Source organism: Bartonella sp. MR90HLJMH, from assembly GCF_042194115.1.
Classification (GTDB): domain Bacteria; phylum Pseudomonadota; class Alphaproteobacteria; order Rhizobiales; family Rhizobiaceae; genus Bartonella; species Bartonella grahamii.
Window position 1 is genome coordinate 86599 of sequence record NZ_JBHIMM010000006.1, and the last position, 16154, is coordinate 102752.

A 16154-nucleotide genomic window follows, 5' to 3' on the forward strand; every position below is an offset into this window, starting at 1 on the left:
TTACAGTAGTACTTAACAGAAATAAGTGGACTGAATAGATGCCTTCAAATAGAAAAAAGAAATTTACTTTTATTATTAAACCATCACTTCAATTGTTTTCTATGATCGTCATTTCTCAGTCACTGGTATCTTGTTGCGCAAGCCAAACTATGAATTTTTCAATAAAAGATTCCTATCATAATAAACCAATTGACGTAAACACTTCTGTACTACCTCAACACGTATCCAATAAGAAGAATCAATCGGAAGAAAAAAAGCGTGGACGAGTTGTTGTTGGTAAACCTTATCAAATAAAAGGAAAGTGGTATTATCCTCAAAATGATCCAACTTATAAACGTGTTGGCGAAGCATCATGGTATGGTTCAGATTTTCATGGGCGTTTAACTGCCAACGGTGAAATTTATGACATGAATCTTTTGACTGCTGCTCATCCTACAATGCCTTTACCGAGCTATGCTCGTGTTACTAATTTGAAAAATGGATCTTCAATCATTGTTAGAGTGAATGATCGCGGACCTTTTATGAAAGACAGAATCATTGATTTATCAAGGCAAGCTGCGGCAATACTGGGGTATGTAGATAGGGGGGTTGCAGATGTTAAGGTAGAATATATTGCTGAAGCACCCGTTGGCTATTATGATGGTGCATATTTAATGGCCTCTTATACTCCTGGAAATGCTGCCTCGTATTCATTAGCGTCAGAAAATGTTTCGAAAAAAAGAGAAACTGTTTTGTTAAAAGACAAGCGCAATACAGGAAACAAAGAAGGATTAGCTAAAGCAGCTGCTGTTGAACAGGAACAACGTAATAAAACTGTTGCAGTTAAATTGCCAGAAATTGGTCCTATCATGGTTGATAAGCCGATGCCATTCGATCAAGTTGCTTCTATAAATAAGCTAAACAAAAAAACAAAGGTCAATTGGCTACAACTGTTTTAAGAAAATATGCGTTGATTTTTTATCTATATAATTCTCTAGTAAAAAAGATAAGAACTTACGGATTTAGTGGAAGATTTTCATCTTAAAGCGCGTTGTCCTTTTAAAAAAGCGTGGTTGGGTGCTATTATAAATTCAATACGTTCTTTCCGCTCCATTACTGGTCTATTCGTCGTTTTATGATATTTCTTGCTTTAATAAAGCGCGTACTTTTCTTGCTGTAATAGCTTTTGCTAGACGAGGGGAGATTATTGTATCAGTCTGTTTGTGTAATCTCCAAAGCAACTATACAATCAATTTGATAGGAATAAAAAGCTTGAAAAATATTTTCTTTTGATTCGGTTTTGCAGCTTTCCAAAAAGCATCCACGGTAATATCTTATGAAGAGATTATGCATTACTTCATGCTTTTGTTTATCATGTTCTTTAATGGAGTAAGTCCCCTCACGAGAAACAGAGCGTCTCAAACAAAATACACATACATTGCCAATTCACGTACTTATTTAAAAGGGAAATATTTCAACACGTTACAAGCCTATTTTACGATAGCGCCTATGAATGGTATGATTGGTAACGCCTTTAGACATCACTATCTTTACACTTATGAAGATATAAACCGACACCATCGTACACTTTGTAAGCCTCCAATGTTTTGTGCGATAATTTTTAACACTTGAGAGGTTGATAAGAGGTATTTTTATTCTCTTTTTTAATAATTTTTATCCATATACGAACTTTATTTATGACGCGTAAGTAAGCGAATTTTATTAAATTCAATATGAAAAGAAATATAACGAAGAAATCTTACAGCATTTTTAATAATATATAAGTTAAAATATTATAATTTTTATAATAAACAATGTACTATAAATATAAAACAAAAAACTTAAAAATATTTTTGTCTTTGTATACTTTAAAATATTAAACTAAACCTATGTAGAAGATAAAAAGTGCATCATATTACTTTTGATAACGTTGAATAAAAATAAAGTCTTTTCTTGAGTTGTCAATAATTCCTCAATTTGCGGAAATAAAAAAGTTTTTTCCTATATAAGATTCTTTATGTTGATCTTTGGGATGGGAGGAGAAGCTATGTATACAACATTAAGGATCTTATTGACTTTATGGGGGATATTGGCATTTGACACGTGGGGGAGAGCAGAAGGTTTTCAAATTTCTGCATCACAATTGTTGTTACTCGATGATGATACAGGGACAATACTTTATGAAAAACAAAGTGATATTCCTTTTTTTCCTGCTTCATTAGCAAAATTGATGACAGTGGAAGTCGTATTTCATCACTTAAAGGAGGGAATGTTAAAGAGTACGCAGAAATTCAAGGTCAGTGAAAATGCTTGGCGTAAAGGTGGAGCACCTTCCGGTACAACCACTATGTTTGCAAAGATAAAGACAGAAATCAGTGTTTCTGATCTTTTACGTGGTTTAATTATTATGAATGGAAATGATGCTGCTATTATTCTTGCTGAAGGAATATCTGGACATGAGGCTCATTTTGCAAAACTGATGAATCAGCGCGCGAAAATAGTCGGATTATCTCAGAGTCATTTTGTTAACGCAACAGGGCTACCCGAAGATGGACAATTTGTAACCGTGCGTGATATGATTATATTAGCACGTCATATTGTTCAGGAATATCCGGATTATTATGCACTTTATCGTGAGCCTCATTTTACGTGGAATAATATTTTTCAACGTAATAAAAATCCTCTTATTTCTAAGGAAATTGGTGTAGAAGGATTTGGTTTTGGCTACAGCGAAAAAGAAGGTTTTTCAATGGTTGCCACCATTTCTAAAAATCATCGACGTCTTTTTTTAGCAATCAATGGTTTGCAAGATGGTAAAAAATATACAAAAGAAATAGAACGCATTCTTCAATGGGGAATGACAGCATTTGATCTCAAAACGATTTTCATAAAAGAAGAAACGGTTGGTCGTGCTTCTGTTTATGGTGGTACGCAAAATTTTGTTCCACTCATTGTTAAAAAACCAATAAGTTTTATGCTTTCGAATGAAAAAAAAGTAAATGTTAAAGCAAAAATTAAATATCATGGTCCATTGAAAGCTCCTATCGTTTCTGGACAATCAGTTGGCGTTATTCAAATTTTAGAAGATAAAAAGGTTCTTCTGGAAAAACCAGTTTTTGCCGGAATGAATGTTCAGGAAGGAAGTTTCTTTGCAAAAGTAAAAAATGCATTCTATGAAATAACAATTGGATGGTTACGGAAATATTTGTAGTTACGTGCTAATAAGGTTAAGGTCATACGTGTCAGGTTATTTTATTACATTCGAAGGAGGGGACGGGGTAGGAAAAACGGTGCAGATTTCTTTACTTGCTGAGTCTCTCTCACACCAAGGTTATGATGTTGTCACAACACGAGAACCAGGGGGAACGCTAGGAGCAGAAGCAATCCGGCATATTTTGTTGTCAGGGCAGGCGCAACAGTATGGACCGTTGATTGAAGCTGTTTTGTTTACAGCTGCACGTGTCGACCATGTTACCGAGGTTATCGCGCCTTCTTTGCAAAAAGGTAAAATCGTTTTATGTGACCGCTTTATTGATTCTACACGCGTTTATCAAGGACTCAATGATACAGTCAGTTCTTCTCTTCTTGCTGTTTTAGAGTGTATTGCACTCAATGGTATCTTGCCCCATTTAACATTTTTATTAGATATGCCAGCAATGTGTGGTATGAAACGTGCAAATTTACGAAGAAAAGAAACAGAAGAAATTGATTATTTTGAAAAAGATCAGTTGGAAATTCAAGAACAAAGGCGTCAAGCTTTTCTTCAATTGGCCAAACAGGAACCCCATAGATTTCGAGTCATTGATGCCACTGGCTCAGTGGAAGCCGTTGCACATCAAATAAAAAATATTTGTCATCAGGTATTGTTGGATCAGCTTTCATGAGTAATGTAAATATCTTACGCCAATATGATGATATTGATACAATTTTATCACCATCCCAGAATGATGTTGTCTTTGGTCATGAGGATGTTCGTCATTTTTTGACACAAATGCTTAAAGAAGAGCGTTTGCATCATGCATTGTTATTTGAAGGAGAATATGGGATTGGAAAAGCTACATTAGCCTTTCATCTTGCTTGGAACATTTTAAGTTCTCAACAGGAGGCTTTCTTGAAACCCGATCCTTATTCTACTCCATGGCGCCAAATTACACAAGGAAGTCACCCTGGTCTTTTGTATATTTCACGTCGATTTGATGTAAAAACGCAAAAGTTTAAAACAGGAATACTCGTTGATGATGTCCGTGATATTATGCATTTTTTAAGCCGAACATCGCAAGATGATGGATGGCGTATTGTTATTATTGATTCTGCAGATGATATGAATAGAAATGCAGCAAATGCAATTCTCAAAATACTTGAAGAACCACCTTCAAAAACGTTATTTGTTATTATCGCGCATTCTTCAGGAAAATTGCTTCCAACAATCCACTCACGGTGTCAAAAAATTTCTTTTCGTCCGTTAAATAACGATGAAATGAAAAAAGTTATTATACATATTTTCGCCAATCAGAACTTACCTGATGAGAAAACAATTGAAATAATTATTAAAAAATCTAAAGGAAGTCCTCGAAAAGCTGCTTTACTTATCTGCCATGACGGTCTTGAAATTATTAAAACAATTGATGCTCTCTTAGAGAAACCTGTTTGTAACGCAACGATTGTACATACTCTTGCACAAACATTTTCATCTGTTTCTTCTACATTCCAATTTCAACAATTTTGTGATGAAATTCTTAATAAAATTCAAAAAAAAGCTATCATGCTCGTTGAAAAGGGTGACTTATTCCTCTCAAAAAAATATGCGGAAAAATGGCAAGAGATTCATCAAGAAATAGAGGAAATACAACTGTTTAATCTCGATAAAAAGCAGTTTGTTATTAACTTACTTTTTAAAGTTCATAAGATCATTCATGAGGATTAGTTTTTCCGTGACAATACGATGAACAGACGTTATGTCATTATATCTTTATATCTTTTATTTATAGCGTTTTACAACGAGTATGACATGCGTGACACATATTACATAACAACTCCCATTTTTTATCCTAATGGTGCTCCACATATTGGACATGCCTATAGTGCAATTGCAAGCGATGTCTTAGCCCGCTTTCAACGATTAAACGGAAAAAATGTATTTTTTCTTTCTGGTACAGATGAGCATGGTCTAAAGATGCAACAAACCGCAGCAGCATTAGGTATGACACCTCAGCAACTTGCAGATCGTAATAGTGCTGTGTTTCAAAAAATGCTTGCAGTATTAAATTGTTCTAACGACGATTTTATCCGTACGACAGAAGAACGCCATTATCAAGCTTGTCAAGAAATTTGGAAAAAGATGGAAGCAAATGGCGATATTTATCTCGGTCGTTATACGGGATGGTATTCGGTTCGCCAAGAAGCCTATTATGAAGAGAAAGATACGGAAATTGGATCAGACAACATCCGCCGTGAGAAGGAATTAGGCTCTCCAGTTGAATGGAATGAAGAAGAAAGTTATTTTTTTAGACTTTCTCATTATGAAAAGGCTCTTCTTGAATATTATGAAAAACATCCTGATTTTATTGCTCCATTTGAGCGGCGTAATGAAATTATAAGTTTTATCAAATCAGGTTTAAAAGATATCTCTATTTCACGCGCAAGTTTTAACTGGGGCATTGCTGTTCCTGAGAATCCAAAGCATGTGATGTATGTCTGGGTTGATGCGCTTACAAATTATCTATCAGCAATTGGTTTTTTCAATGAAAATTCAAAAAAACGTGATTTTTGGCCTGCAAATACGCATATTATTGGTAAGGATATTATTCGTTTTCATGCAGTTTATTGGCCGGCATTTTTAATGTCTGCTGGAATTGAATTGCCTAAAAATATTTTTGCACATGGTTTTTTACTTAATCGTGGTGCAAAAATGTCAAAATCTATTGGAAATGTCGTTGATCCTTTTGAAATGGTTGATCATTATGGTCTTGATCAGGTCCGTTATTTCCTTCTCCGTGAAGTACCATTCGGACAAGATGGTAGTTATAGCCATGAAAGCCTTGTGAACCGTATTAATGCTGATCTTGCTAATGATCTTGGTAATTTAGCACAGCGCTGTTTGTCTATGATTGCCAAAAATTGTAATGCACAAGTCCCGAGACCAACTTCATTTTTAGCTCAAGATAAACAGCTTTTAGAACAATCTCTTCAAGTACTTGAAACTGTACATCAAGCTATGTCTTCTTATAGTATGCATTTAGCACTTTCAGCTATTTTTTCAATTGTAGCAGATGCCAATCGCTATTTTGCCAACGAACAACCTTGGAGTTTACGTAAAAATGACCAAGAGCGATTTTCTACAGTTCTTTATATCACTGTAGAAATCTTGCGGAGAATAGGAATTATGCTTTTGCCTTTCATACCCCAATCAGCAGCGAAACTTCTTGATAGCCTTGCGGTTGCTGAAGATGATCGGTTATTGTATCATATAAGTCATTCAAAAATTCAAGAAGGGCTTGATCTTCCACCACCAGAACCGATTTTTCCTCGTTATATCTTGAAGAAAGAAGATACTTATCATGTTGATTGATACACATTGTCATCTTGATTTTGAAGATTTTTCACAAGATTTGGATAATGTCATCCAACGGGCTTTAGATGCTGACGTTAAACGTATGATAACAATTTCAACCCATGTTCATAAGTTAGATAAGCTGTTAGCCATTGCGCAAAGCTATGATCAAGTCTTTTGTTCTGTTGGAACACACCCCAATCATGCGCATGAAGAACAAAATATTACAGCGGAAGAGCTTATACAGCTCTCGAATCACCCTAAAATTGTTGCGTTTGGGGAAGGGGGGCTTGATTATCATTATGATTATTCTACACCAGAAGAGCAAAAGAAAGTTTTTCAAGAACATATCATTGCTTCTCGAGAAACACAGATTCCTCTTGTTATACATTCACGCAATGCCGATATCGATATGGAGACAATATTACGTGAACAGATAAAAGAAGGAGTTTTCCCCTTTATCCTTCATTGTTATTCGTCTGGAATGCAACTTGCTCGTGCTGGAATCGAACTTGGTGGTTATATTTCTTTTTCAGGTATTCTTACTTTTAAAAATGCACTTGAAATCCGTAAAATAGCAAAAATTGTGCCCCATGAGCATTTGTTAGTGGAAACAGATGCTCCATTCTTAGCACCTAGTCCCCATCGGGGAAAAACAAATGAACCATCTTTTGTATGCTATACAGCAGCTGTTTTGGCTGAAACAATTGGCTTAAGCATTGAAGAAACAGCTCAAATAACAACGCGTAACGCTTTTCGTTTATTTAGTAAAATGAAATAAGGCAAAAGATATGTGTGATCAATACCGATTTACAATATTAGGTTGTGGTCCTTCTCCAGGAGTGCCACGACCCAATGGTGATTGGGGAACATGTGATCCGAATAACCCTAAAAATAAACGCTACAGAAGTTCTTTATTAGTTGAACGTATTAAACCTTCAGGAGACAAAACAACAATCGTTATTGATACAGGTCCAGATTTTCGCTCACAAATGATTGATGCGCGTGTAAGCCATCTTGATGCTGCTCTTTACACACATTCTCATGCAGACCATATCCACGGTATTGATGATTTACGCAGCTATGCACTTGCACAAAAATGTTTAATAGATATCTATGCCGACAGATTTACACTAGAGCATCTCAAAAGTGCTTTCGGATATTGTTTTCAAACACCAAAAGCTTCATCTTATTCTCCCATTTTAAAAGAGCATCTTATCAATGAAGATAGCCAATTTATTATTCATGGGCAGGGCGGAGCAATAAGCGTCAATACATATTTACAACACCACGGGAACATTCATTCCTTAGGTTTTCGGATTGGGAATGTTGCCTATTGTACGGATGTTAGTGAATTTCCTGAAAAAACTTTATCCAAATTAATGGATTTGGATGTTCTCATCATTGAAGCTCTTCAATTTAAATCCCATCCGAGTCATTTTTCTGTTGATCAAGCATTACAATGGATAGAATATTTAAAGCCAAAACAAGCAATACTTACACATATGGATAGATCGCTGGATTACAACAAGGTTATAAATTATGTTCCATCCCATGTAAAACCTGCATATCAAGGTCTTACTTTTGAAACAGATGCGTAAGCTTATTATGCGCAATATTTTAAGTTAAATAAAACACTTTTAAATTTATCCTTTATTTTATTTCAATTTTGACATATTTAGTGCTTTTTTATGTCGAAAATGAGGCTTTTATGTATAAGAATTTTAAGCGGGGTGTATGTATTGTGGTTTTAGCGGTTTCCTTGACAGCATGTGGAGGGCGTTTAGAAAAAAATATTTCAACGACAACATTACATGACGGATCAATGAGTTGTGCCGATATTCAACGGGAGTTTTTTGCTAATAAACGTCAGATTAATGATACAATTGCAGAGCGTTCTAAAGCAAGAAATAAAAACGTGGCTTTAGCAGCAGCAGGTGTTATATTTGTACCTGCTTTGTTTTTTATGGATGTAAAATCAAGTGAAAGTAATGAAATTTCAGCTTTAAATAATCGTAATGCTGTTTTGAGTGATCTTGCACGTATGAAACGTTGTAAAATAGTACAGTAATTTTTATTATTTATACGACGTAATTTCATCACAACTATTTTGGTCTTTGAGGAATATTCTCAAAGACCGAATATTTTAATGTGCGGTTCAATTATTATCGCCATTACCATAATTTTTTTTAAAAGTGAGTTGTACGATTACAAATGTGATTTATGTTTTAAAAAAGTAGGGTTTGCTTTATTTTTCTGTATCGTATTATCGCATAATATATATTATGGAACTTTATGGAGGGAGTATATCTAGCATTAGCACTTTGAGGAACGTATGTTTGAAAACTGTGGTGAGCTACTTTTAAAAACTTGATGACCTTTGAAGTTGTATGATTGAAAATCGAGCCTGTTATTCTGGCTCGAAAATTTCAATCACGATGTTTTTTTATTTTTTACTCTTTTAAAAAAATCATCACAATTTGTAGTATTATGAAAGCTAAAAACAATATTCCATGAAATAACGGTACAAATGGCTGATAAATAAAATCAGAATAATATATTGTTATTGCTTCAATCAATGCTGCAATACACCACACAATGATACCCCATAATGAATACATCCAAAGTCCAACTAAGGCAATAGGATAGAGAATAGCCAATATAGCTGATGCAACTTGCCACTGCCAAGGCATAAGATCAAAACGCCATAGAATACCTGGAAAAACACCAACAAGGCGTATCCAATAACAAATACCTAGGACTAAGCAAATGAGTGCCAAAAACCGTAAATAACAGTTATAGATTAAATTGATTTTTGAAATCCGTTTGTGTGAATTATTTTTCACAATAATAACTCTTGCTCAACAGGTTGGAAGTAAGAATCTACCATTTCATCTGTCACATTTGAAAGTTTATCTGGCTGCCATTGAGGTCTTTTATCCTTATCGATTAACATAGCACGTATACCTTCATGAAAATCATGTGAATTAATCATATGATGTGCAATACGGTTTTCAATTTTCATACAATCTTCCAACGTTTGAGATGAATTTTGTTTCATTTGTTTCCAGATAACTTTTAAACTTATCGGAGAACGTGACTGCAAAATATCATAACATTCTTTAGCAAATAAAATACCTTCATTACTTTTTTTATGTAGCAACTCAAGACATTCTTCTAAGGTATGGGCACTAAAACAAGTGTTAATAATACAACGTGTTTCATGACTCGTTTCATAGTCTTTTGTAATTGCTCGCTCGTTTAAAGCTAAAGTAGGATCTCCTTGCTCAATAATAGCTTTTCTAATCATATCGAATTCAATTTCAGCAACGGCGTGTGTTGCTAATCCTAAATTTAAGCAATCTCCCCACTTTATGCGTGCGCCCGTTAATGCAAGATAGATGCCAAAATGATTGGGAAGAGATGGTAAGAAAAAACTTGCACCTACATCTGGAAAAAATCCAATTGCACCTTCTGGCATAGCAAAAACTGTATTTTCTGTAACAATTCGATGCGAACCATAGAGAGAAATACCTACCCCTCCTCCCATCCAAATACCGTTTAAGAAAGAAATGTAGGGCTTTGAAAAATGTTTAATATAAGCATTTAAACTATATTCATCACTAAAGTATTGACAAGCAGAGGCACTTTTCCCCATATGGTAGATTTCTACAACATCTCCACCAGCACAAAAAGCACGCCCCTCCCCTTCAATTAAAACACAAGAAACATTATCATCTATTTCCCATGTCCTGAGAGCTTTTTTTAAAGCTGAAACCATTCGTTGATTCAGAGCGTTTAATGCTGAAGGGCGTGTGAGCTTTATAATACCAGCACGCCCTTCTTTCGTAAAAGAAATATCATCATCTGCTCCAAAATCAATTTGCATCTTACACCCTTCTTAAAACAACTATTTATTGTTTTTTTATATTTTTTGCCCCAAGTTGAGGAAATATTTGCATGATTGCGCCAATACAATATATATAAAATCCTGTTACTGAAATTCCTATTTTAACCCAAGAGGGAGCCTCTAGTTGATAAAAGAATGCAGAAACACCAAAAAAACACCATAAGAGAAAAATTGGAAAATTAACTCTGCGTAAACGAAGGACTCTTACTGGATGAATAAAATAAATTGGCAAAAAAGATATAATCGCCGATAAAACAATAATGATAAAAGTAATCCACTCTCCCGGTCTTACAACAAAAAGCGTAAAAATCATCATATTCCAAACAACAGGAAATCCTTTAAAAAAGTTTTCTTTGGTTTTCATGCTAGTATCTGCATAATAAATAGCAGATGAAATAACAATAATTGCACTCAATGAAAACGATAACCCTACCCCCATAAAACCACTTTGATAGAGTGCAAAAGCAGGAATTAAGACATAAGTCACGTAATCAATAATATTATCTAACAGCTCTCCAGACCATGTTGGAAGAACGTATTTAACATCAAGTTTGCGTGCAATTGGTCCATCTATACCATCGACGAGAAGTGCAAGCCCAAGCCAACAGAACATAGCTGTCCATTCTTTTTGAGAGGCTGATATAAGAGAAAGAAACGCTAAAAATGATCCCGAAGCTGTTAGTAAATGAACAGAAAAAGCCTTTGCTTGTGGCATTGTTACTTTTTTATGGCGTAATAATTTAGCATTTGTTTTGATTTTCTTTGTTAGTTTACGTTTCAAGGTTTTCTTATCCTCGTTTTTAAAGTCTTCAACCATCTATTAATACGCCATTTTTTACCGATGATATAACCCAGCATTTAAAAAAATCATAAAAAGGTTACTTTTTTATATCGCATTATTTATTACATACTATAATAGAAGAGCTTCATATAATAAAAAGAGAGTGATCATTTGGAAATGTTAAAATATTTTCTCAATGGATAAAGGTTCAAATCGTTGTGATATTTGAAAAGAAAGAGCATAAAGATATTGCTGTTATTGGTGCAGGTCCTGTGGGAATGTTGTCCGCACTGAGTCTTGCACATGAGGGGTTTTCTGTTTTTCTTGTCGGCCCCCCTGCTCATACAGATGAGTTACGGACAACTGCTCTTATGATGCCTGCAATACGCATGCTTCAAAAACTCAATATTTGGAATAATATTCAAAAATATGCTGCTTCTTTATCCTATATGAGAATTGTAGATATAACTTCTAGAATTGTGCATGCTCCTACGGTGCATTTTTCTTCTGCTGAAATTGGTGAAAAAGCTTTTGGCTATAATATACCTAATGTAAAATTGAACAGTGCTTTAGTCGATGCTGTTGCACATACGCCCAATATTACAAGATTTGTTTCGGCAGCCAAATCTTTTCATCACACAAAAAACCATGTATGTATTACTCTTGCTGATCATAGAGTCATTCAAGCACCACTTGTTGTTGCTGCTGATGGACGTCACTCTCTTACACGTGCCGCAGCAGGAATAAGTGTCAAACAGTGGAATTATCCACAAAAAGCACTTGTTCTCAACTTTTCTCATGAGTTTTCTCATCAAAATACATCAACCGAATTTCATACAGAACATGGTCCATTTACACAGGTTCCTTTACCAGGGCGAAGATCTAGTCTTGTATGGGTTGTTCATCCTTCTCGTGCTGAGGAATTATTGAATATAGAACCAAAAGAAATTGCAAAAATGATCGAAAACCAAATGCAATCAATGCTTGGAAAGCTACGCTTAGAAACATCAATTCAAGCATGGCCGCTTTCAGGACTTCTTTCTCATCATTTTGCTGCTAATCGAACAATTTTAGTGGGTGAAGCCGCTCATGTTTTTCCCCCTATTGGAGCACAGGGATTGAATTTAGGATTCCGTGATGTCCAAACGTTGATTGATATTTTACCCAATAAAATGTCCAACTCTAACTCTGAAATGATTGTTGCGCATTATAACAAATGCCGCAAACCAGATATATTAATCCGAAGTGGAGCTGTTCATACACTTAACTCTGCTCTACTTTCTCATATGTTGCCTGTTCATATGATACGAAGCGTTGGGCTTGGTTTGTTACATAGTTTTTCACCATTACGTAATTTATTTATGCGCGAAGGAATGTATCCCGGTTATGGATTCAAGGAAATTATGCAAATATTTCCAACAAAATCATCTAAACAGCTCTACTGAGCAATAATGGATAATAACGTAAAATAAACAAATAATAATAAGTCAATAAGGTATCAATACCACAGAAAAATTATTTCTATTTGAGTTTTTGTAATAAAACATGTAAAATTAGTAGTACTATACATCATTTTTTATTAAAAATTATTATATATATTTAGCATACTAATATAAAATAAGAAAAAATAATTATAATAAATATATTTCTTATAGTTTTGTATGAAATATAAAAATTACAGATAAAAAAATAATAAGCATAATAATTAAGTTAATTATAGACTACAGATGGAATTGTAAAGATATCTTGCTAAATCATGTCTGTTAAATTTTACACTATAAAGCAAATGAAAAATAATACCATTTTGAAATAGTTATTTTATAACATTAATTTTAATAAGAAAATAAATAATAAAAAACATTTTTATTTAATCAATAGAGTTTCAAAACTTTTTATCATTAAGTATAATATTAAAAATAAAATCATCTTGGGAACTTGTTAGTAACACAGAGGTTAATGAAGTGTTGTTTCAACAAATGGTGACAAGATGAAACTAAATAAATTTTTGAAATTAAGTATTTTTTTTATAATGATTGTATGTGTCTCGTTGACAGTCACTACTTCAATCAGTGAGGTTTTTCATCTTCCTTATTGTCAAGCCTTTACCTATAGCTCTACTCAAAATGTCACTAAAATAGGTCAGAACTCATTTACTGCTTCACAAGTTAAAAATTGTCTTATGCAAAATGGTTTTGAGAATATTAAACGATTGCGTTTAGATGACAAAGGCATCTGGCGTGCTTTAGTAAAATTTAAAAAGTCCCATTTTTTCGTATCCGTTGACTATTCAGGAACAGTTAGCATTCAAAATGAAAGAAAAAAATATGATTGATTTTAAAACTTACAGCAACGTTTCTGTTCATAGCTGTAAGGAAAAAAAATTAAAAAAGTGCTGTCATTCTATTAAAGAATTTGCTTTCATTGGCGGTTTAAATGGTAGCATATCAGGAGCTATCGCAGCAACTCTTGCAACTTATGGTTATATTGCTCTTCCAGGATTTGGTCCAGTTATCGCAATGGGTATAGGAGTAGCACTTTCTGCCGGAGTGATAATAGGAACACTGATAGGATCAGGAATGGGAGGAAGTGTCGGTATATGCTGTATTTTATGGGAAATTTATATGAATCATAATAATTCTTTCTCTTATAAATTTCATAATGAATAAAAATTTTTCGTCATTTTTTCTATGAAAAATAATTAAGTCATCAACAAATTATATGTTCTGTTTTTGATGAAATGATTATCGTATTATAAATGAAATAATATTTCTATGTAAATTATTTTTCTTAAATTTCAATTTAATACAATCATATATATTTAATAATATAGATTATTTTTATAGATAAAATTTATTTAAATATAATTATAAGGTATTTTATGAAAAAAATATTATTATCATTATTGATTTTTATGGCATTTTTAATTCATAAAAATTCTGCATTAGCACTATCAACACAAGTAAATATTTATAAATTAGAAGATAATAATTCCAAAAAGGCTATTGGTAGCATTAAAATTGAAGAAAACACATACGGTTTGATTTTCATCCCTAATTTATCTACTTTATCAGAAGGGATGCATGGTTTTCATGTACATGTAAATCCTTCATGTGATACAAAAGATGGCATAATTGGTGGAAGCGCAGGTGGACATTATGATCCGGAACATACCGGAAAACATTTAGGACCTTATAATGTCAATGGTCATCTTGGTGATTTACCAGCACTTTATGTTGATAAGCAAGGGTATGCTATGATGAGCGTTCTTGCTCCACGATTAAAAAAAATCTCTGAAATTAAAGGGCACTCTTTAGTCATTCATTTAGGAGCAGATAATCAATCAGACAAACCATTACCGCTTGGCGGAGGTGGTGCGCGTTTGGCGTGCGGTATTATTGAAAAATAAAGAGAATATTCTGGCAAACTGTGTGAATATTTTATAAGAGTAAAGTTTTTTGAATGTTTAATTTGGATAACAAAAAACTTAATAATAATCAAAACGAATAACAATGGAAATTAAAGAAATAGTGGTATAAATTCTCCGTAAGAAGACTTCAATATGAGGAAGTAATATTTTCAATGTTTGATGTAAACAAAGCAAGAAAATTGAATTTCACTTTCTAAAATATCAAATTTGTAATAAATTATAATTATTAAGTCTAGTATCTAATAGAATTACGCCCCACGTACAAAATAGAACGGGTCTAAAACAGAATTTTTACTCTTCCCCTACTCAAGCCCACTCATGAGATGCACGCAAACAATTTTGATTGATACAATATCAATATAAGGTGGTTTTAAAAGATTGAATGCTAGGATATTTCCCCCCCTCATTTAAGTTTAAAACAAATGACTCATTATCATTATAAATCAATATATTATATCAATATAATAAGTCAAATAAAATAGTTAGAGTAATTTTTTATTACTCTGAAAAAAGGGTTTTTAAACAATAGAGTCTTTTTTAAAATACCTCTCATGGATACATATGATCCCAATCTAGTGGACGCATCTCGCCAGTTTGATAAAATTGACGAATGAGTTTAATATAATCAAGAAAATCTTTGTTTTCCTCCACTAATCTATTAGCAGTATCCCAGTCAATATCACTACGTTCTTTGGCAGGAATTAAGATCTCACTCTCGGAAGAGTTTTCCTTATTAAGTCTTATAAATCCAACTCCATGCAAACTTGAAAGCATTCGAAGCTCTTTTAATGTATCAACCCCTTCAATTTCACTAGCAACTAAATAACTCAAATTAGCCCATGACGAATTACTAACTGTTTGAAAAAATGCTTTTCGTAAATTTGAACGATTGATGAGAATTTTTACTTCAAAAGACCGAAGCTTCGTTTTTTTATCAAAATATTGCAAAACACAATCTTTGATTTCACGATTCCATTCACTGCTTAAATCTTGCATTCCTACGAGATCTGGATAAAGCCATTTATTTCCGCCTGCACCATGTTTATTACGAGAACATTTCTCATTAATGCGCTTGCTGTAAACTGCAAGCTCTGACCATAAAAATTTAGATAATAACGGATAAAGATCATGCTCTTTAACAGAGCCATCTTCTGTTCTACTCTTTGCATTGTCCTCTGCTGCATCAATGTCCTCTACTGCATCAATTTCAGCACTATCTGTTTGTTTAGTAAAATAATATTGCCGTGGTCGTCCTTCAGTGGTTTTAATTTCTGAATAACGTTTTTGTAACTGAGGGCGTCCTGCTCCTATTTCAGCAACAATTTGCTGAATAAGAGCTGCATCACTATTAAGGGGAGTAATTATTGCCGTTGAATGCTTTTGTTTTTGACGGCATTTTTCTGGGTAATTTTCAAATATCCATTGAGCAATTTCTCGAGCTGTAAATTTTTTTGTCGGGTTTTTCTTTAAAAAATTAAAAACAGTATTTGTTAAATTCAAAGTCATA

16 protein-coding genes are annotated in these 16154 nt (G+C 33.6%); 12 read left to right on the plus strand and 4 right to left on the minus strand.

What is annotated here, in order from left to right:
- Positions 1-38: 38 nt before the first annotated feature.
- The 8 genes from ACFIJ9_RS05590 to ACFIJ9_RS05625 all read left to right on the plus strand — a co-directional run bounded on the left by ACFIJ9_RS05590 (position 39) and on the right by ACFIJ9_RS05625 (position 8600).
- On the plus strand, positions 39-938 hold the full coding sequence (locus ACFIJ9_RS05590; protein WP_375636090.1) for a septal ring lytic transglycosylase RlpA family protein: 900 nt from the start codon (positions 39-41) through the stop codon (positions 936-938).
- A 1088-nt stretch (positions 939-2026) separates the two neighbouring features.
- Complete coding sequence (locus ACFIJ9_RS05595; protein WP_375636091.1) at positions 2027-3190, plus strand: D-alanyl-D-alanine carboxypeptidase family protein; 1164 nt, start codon at positions 2027-2029, stop codon at positions 3188-3190.
- Between the two features lie 28 nt (positions 3191-3218).
- Positions 3219-3863, plus strand: a complete 645-nt coding sequence (tmk, locus tag ACFIJ9_RS05600; RefSeq protein ID WP_273787959.1) for a dTMP kinase — start codon at positions 3219-3221, stop codon at positions 3861-3863.
- On the plus strand, positions 3860-4903 hold the full coding sequence (locus ACFIJ9_RS05605; RefSeq protein ID WP_375636092.1) for a DNA polymerase III subunit delta': 1044 nt from the start codon (positions 3860-3862) through the stop codon (positions 4901-4903). The genes tmk and ACFIJ9_RS05605 overlap by 4 nt, the downstream gene beginning before the upstream one ends.
- An 84-nt stretch (positions 4904-4987) precedes the next feature.
- Positions 4988-6547, plus strand: a complete 1560-nt coding sequence (gene metG / locus ACFIJ9_RS05610; RefSeq protein ID WP_375636093.1) for a methionine--tRNA ligase — start codon at positions 4988-4990, stop codon at positions 6545-6547.
- Entirely contained in the window at positions 6537-7310 is a 774-nt protein-coding gene (locus ACFIJ9_RS05615) for a TatD family hydrolase (RefSeq protein WP_375636094.1), read from the plus strand. Before metG ends, ACFIJ9_RS05615 begins: the two co-directional genes overlap by 11 nt.
- A gap of 10 nt (positions 7311-7320) precedes the next feature.
- Positions 7321-8130 (plus strand): MBL fold metallo-hydrolase, encoded by an 810-nt coding sequence (locus tag ACFIJ9_RS05620; protein WP_375636095.1) that lies wholly within the window; start codon positions 7321-7323, stop codon positions 8128-8130.
- Between the two features lie 110 nt (positions 8131-8240).
- A complete protein-coding gene (locus ACFIJ9_RS05625) occupies positions 8241-8600 on the plus strand; it encodes a hypothetical protein (RefSeq protein WP_375636096.1) in 360 nt (119 codons plus the stop codon).
- Positions 8601-8982: 382 nt separating this feature from the next.
- On the opposite strand, the gene ACFIJ9_RS05630 is transcribed toward ACFIJ9_RS05625, so the two are convergent.
- From ACFIJ9_RS05630 to pcsA, 3 genes are read right to left on the minus strand one after another with little or no spacing between them, the layout of a single operon-like run.
- The gene (locus tag ACFIJ9_RS05630) at positions 8983-9375 is read right to left on the minus strand and encodes a DUF6163 family protein (protein ID WP_375636097.1); all 393 of its coding nucleotides are present in this window, start codon (positions 9373-9375) and stop codon (positions 8983-8985) included.
- Positions 9372-10418 (minus strand): enoyl-CoA hydratase/isomerase family protein, encoded by a 1047-nt coding sequence (locus ACFIJ9_RS05635; RefSeq protein ID WP_375636098.1) that lies wholly within the window; start codon positions 10416-10418, stop codon positions 9372-9374. The genes ACFIJ9_RS05630 and ACFIJ9_RS05635 overlap by 4 nt, the downstream gene beginning before the upstream one ends.
- Positions 10419-10443: 25 nt before the next feature.
- Positions 10444-11256, minus strand: a complete 813-nt coding sequence (gene pcsA, locus ACFIJ9_RS05640; protein WP_375636099.1) for a phosphatidylcholine synthase — start codon at positions 11254-11256, stop codon at positions 10444-10446.
- A 182-nt stretch (positions 11257-11438) separates the two neighbouring features.
- Here pcsA and ACFIJ9_RS05645 point away from each other — a divergent pair, with 182 nt between their 5' ends.
- The 4 genes from ACFIJ9_RS05645 to sodC all read left to right on the plus strand — a co-directional run bounded on the left by ACFIJ9_RS05645 (position 11439) and on the right by sodC (position 14626).
- Positions 11439-12665: a UbiH/UbiF family hydroxylase gene (locus tag ACFIJ9_RS05645; RefSeq protein WP_375636100.1), complete on the plus strand. Its 1227-nt coding sequence runs from the start codon at positions 11439-11441 to the stop codon at positions 12663-12665.
- Between the two features lie 542 nt (positions 12666-13207).
- A complete protein-coding gene (locus ACFIJ9_RS05650; protein WP_015856389.1) occupies positions 13208-13552 on the plus strand; it encodes a hypothetical protein in 345 nt (114 codons plus the stop codon).
- Positions 13530-13886 carry a hypothetical protein gene (locus tag ACFIJ9_RS05655; RefSeq protein WP_375636101.1) on the plus strand — a complete coding sequence of 119 codons (357 nt, stop codon included), beginning with the start codon at positions 13530-13532 and terminating at the stop codon, positions 13884-13886. Before ACFIJ9_RS05650 ends, ACFIJ9_RS05655 begins: the two co-directional genes overlap by 23 nt.
- A gap of 212 nt (positions 13887-14098) precedes the next feature.
- The gene (gene sodC / locus ACFIJ9_RS05660; protein WP_273787969.1) at positions 14099-14626 is read left to right on the plus strand and encodes a superoxide dismutase [Cu-Zn] SodC; all 528 of its coding nucleotides are present in this window, start codon (positions 14099-14101) and stop codon (positions 14624-14626) included.
- A gap of 570 nt (positions 14627-15196) precedes the next feature.
- Here the strand turns inward: sodC and ACFIJ9_RS05665 are convergent.
- Positions 15197-16153: a COG2958 family protein gene (locus ACFIJ9_RS05665; RefSeq protein WP_375636102.1), complete on the minus strand. Its 957-nt coding sequence runs from the start codon at positions 16151-16153 to the stop codon at positions 15197-15199.
- Between the last annotated feature and the right edge of the window lies 1 nt (position 16154).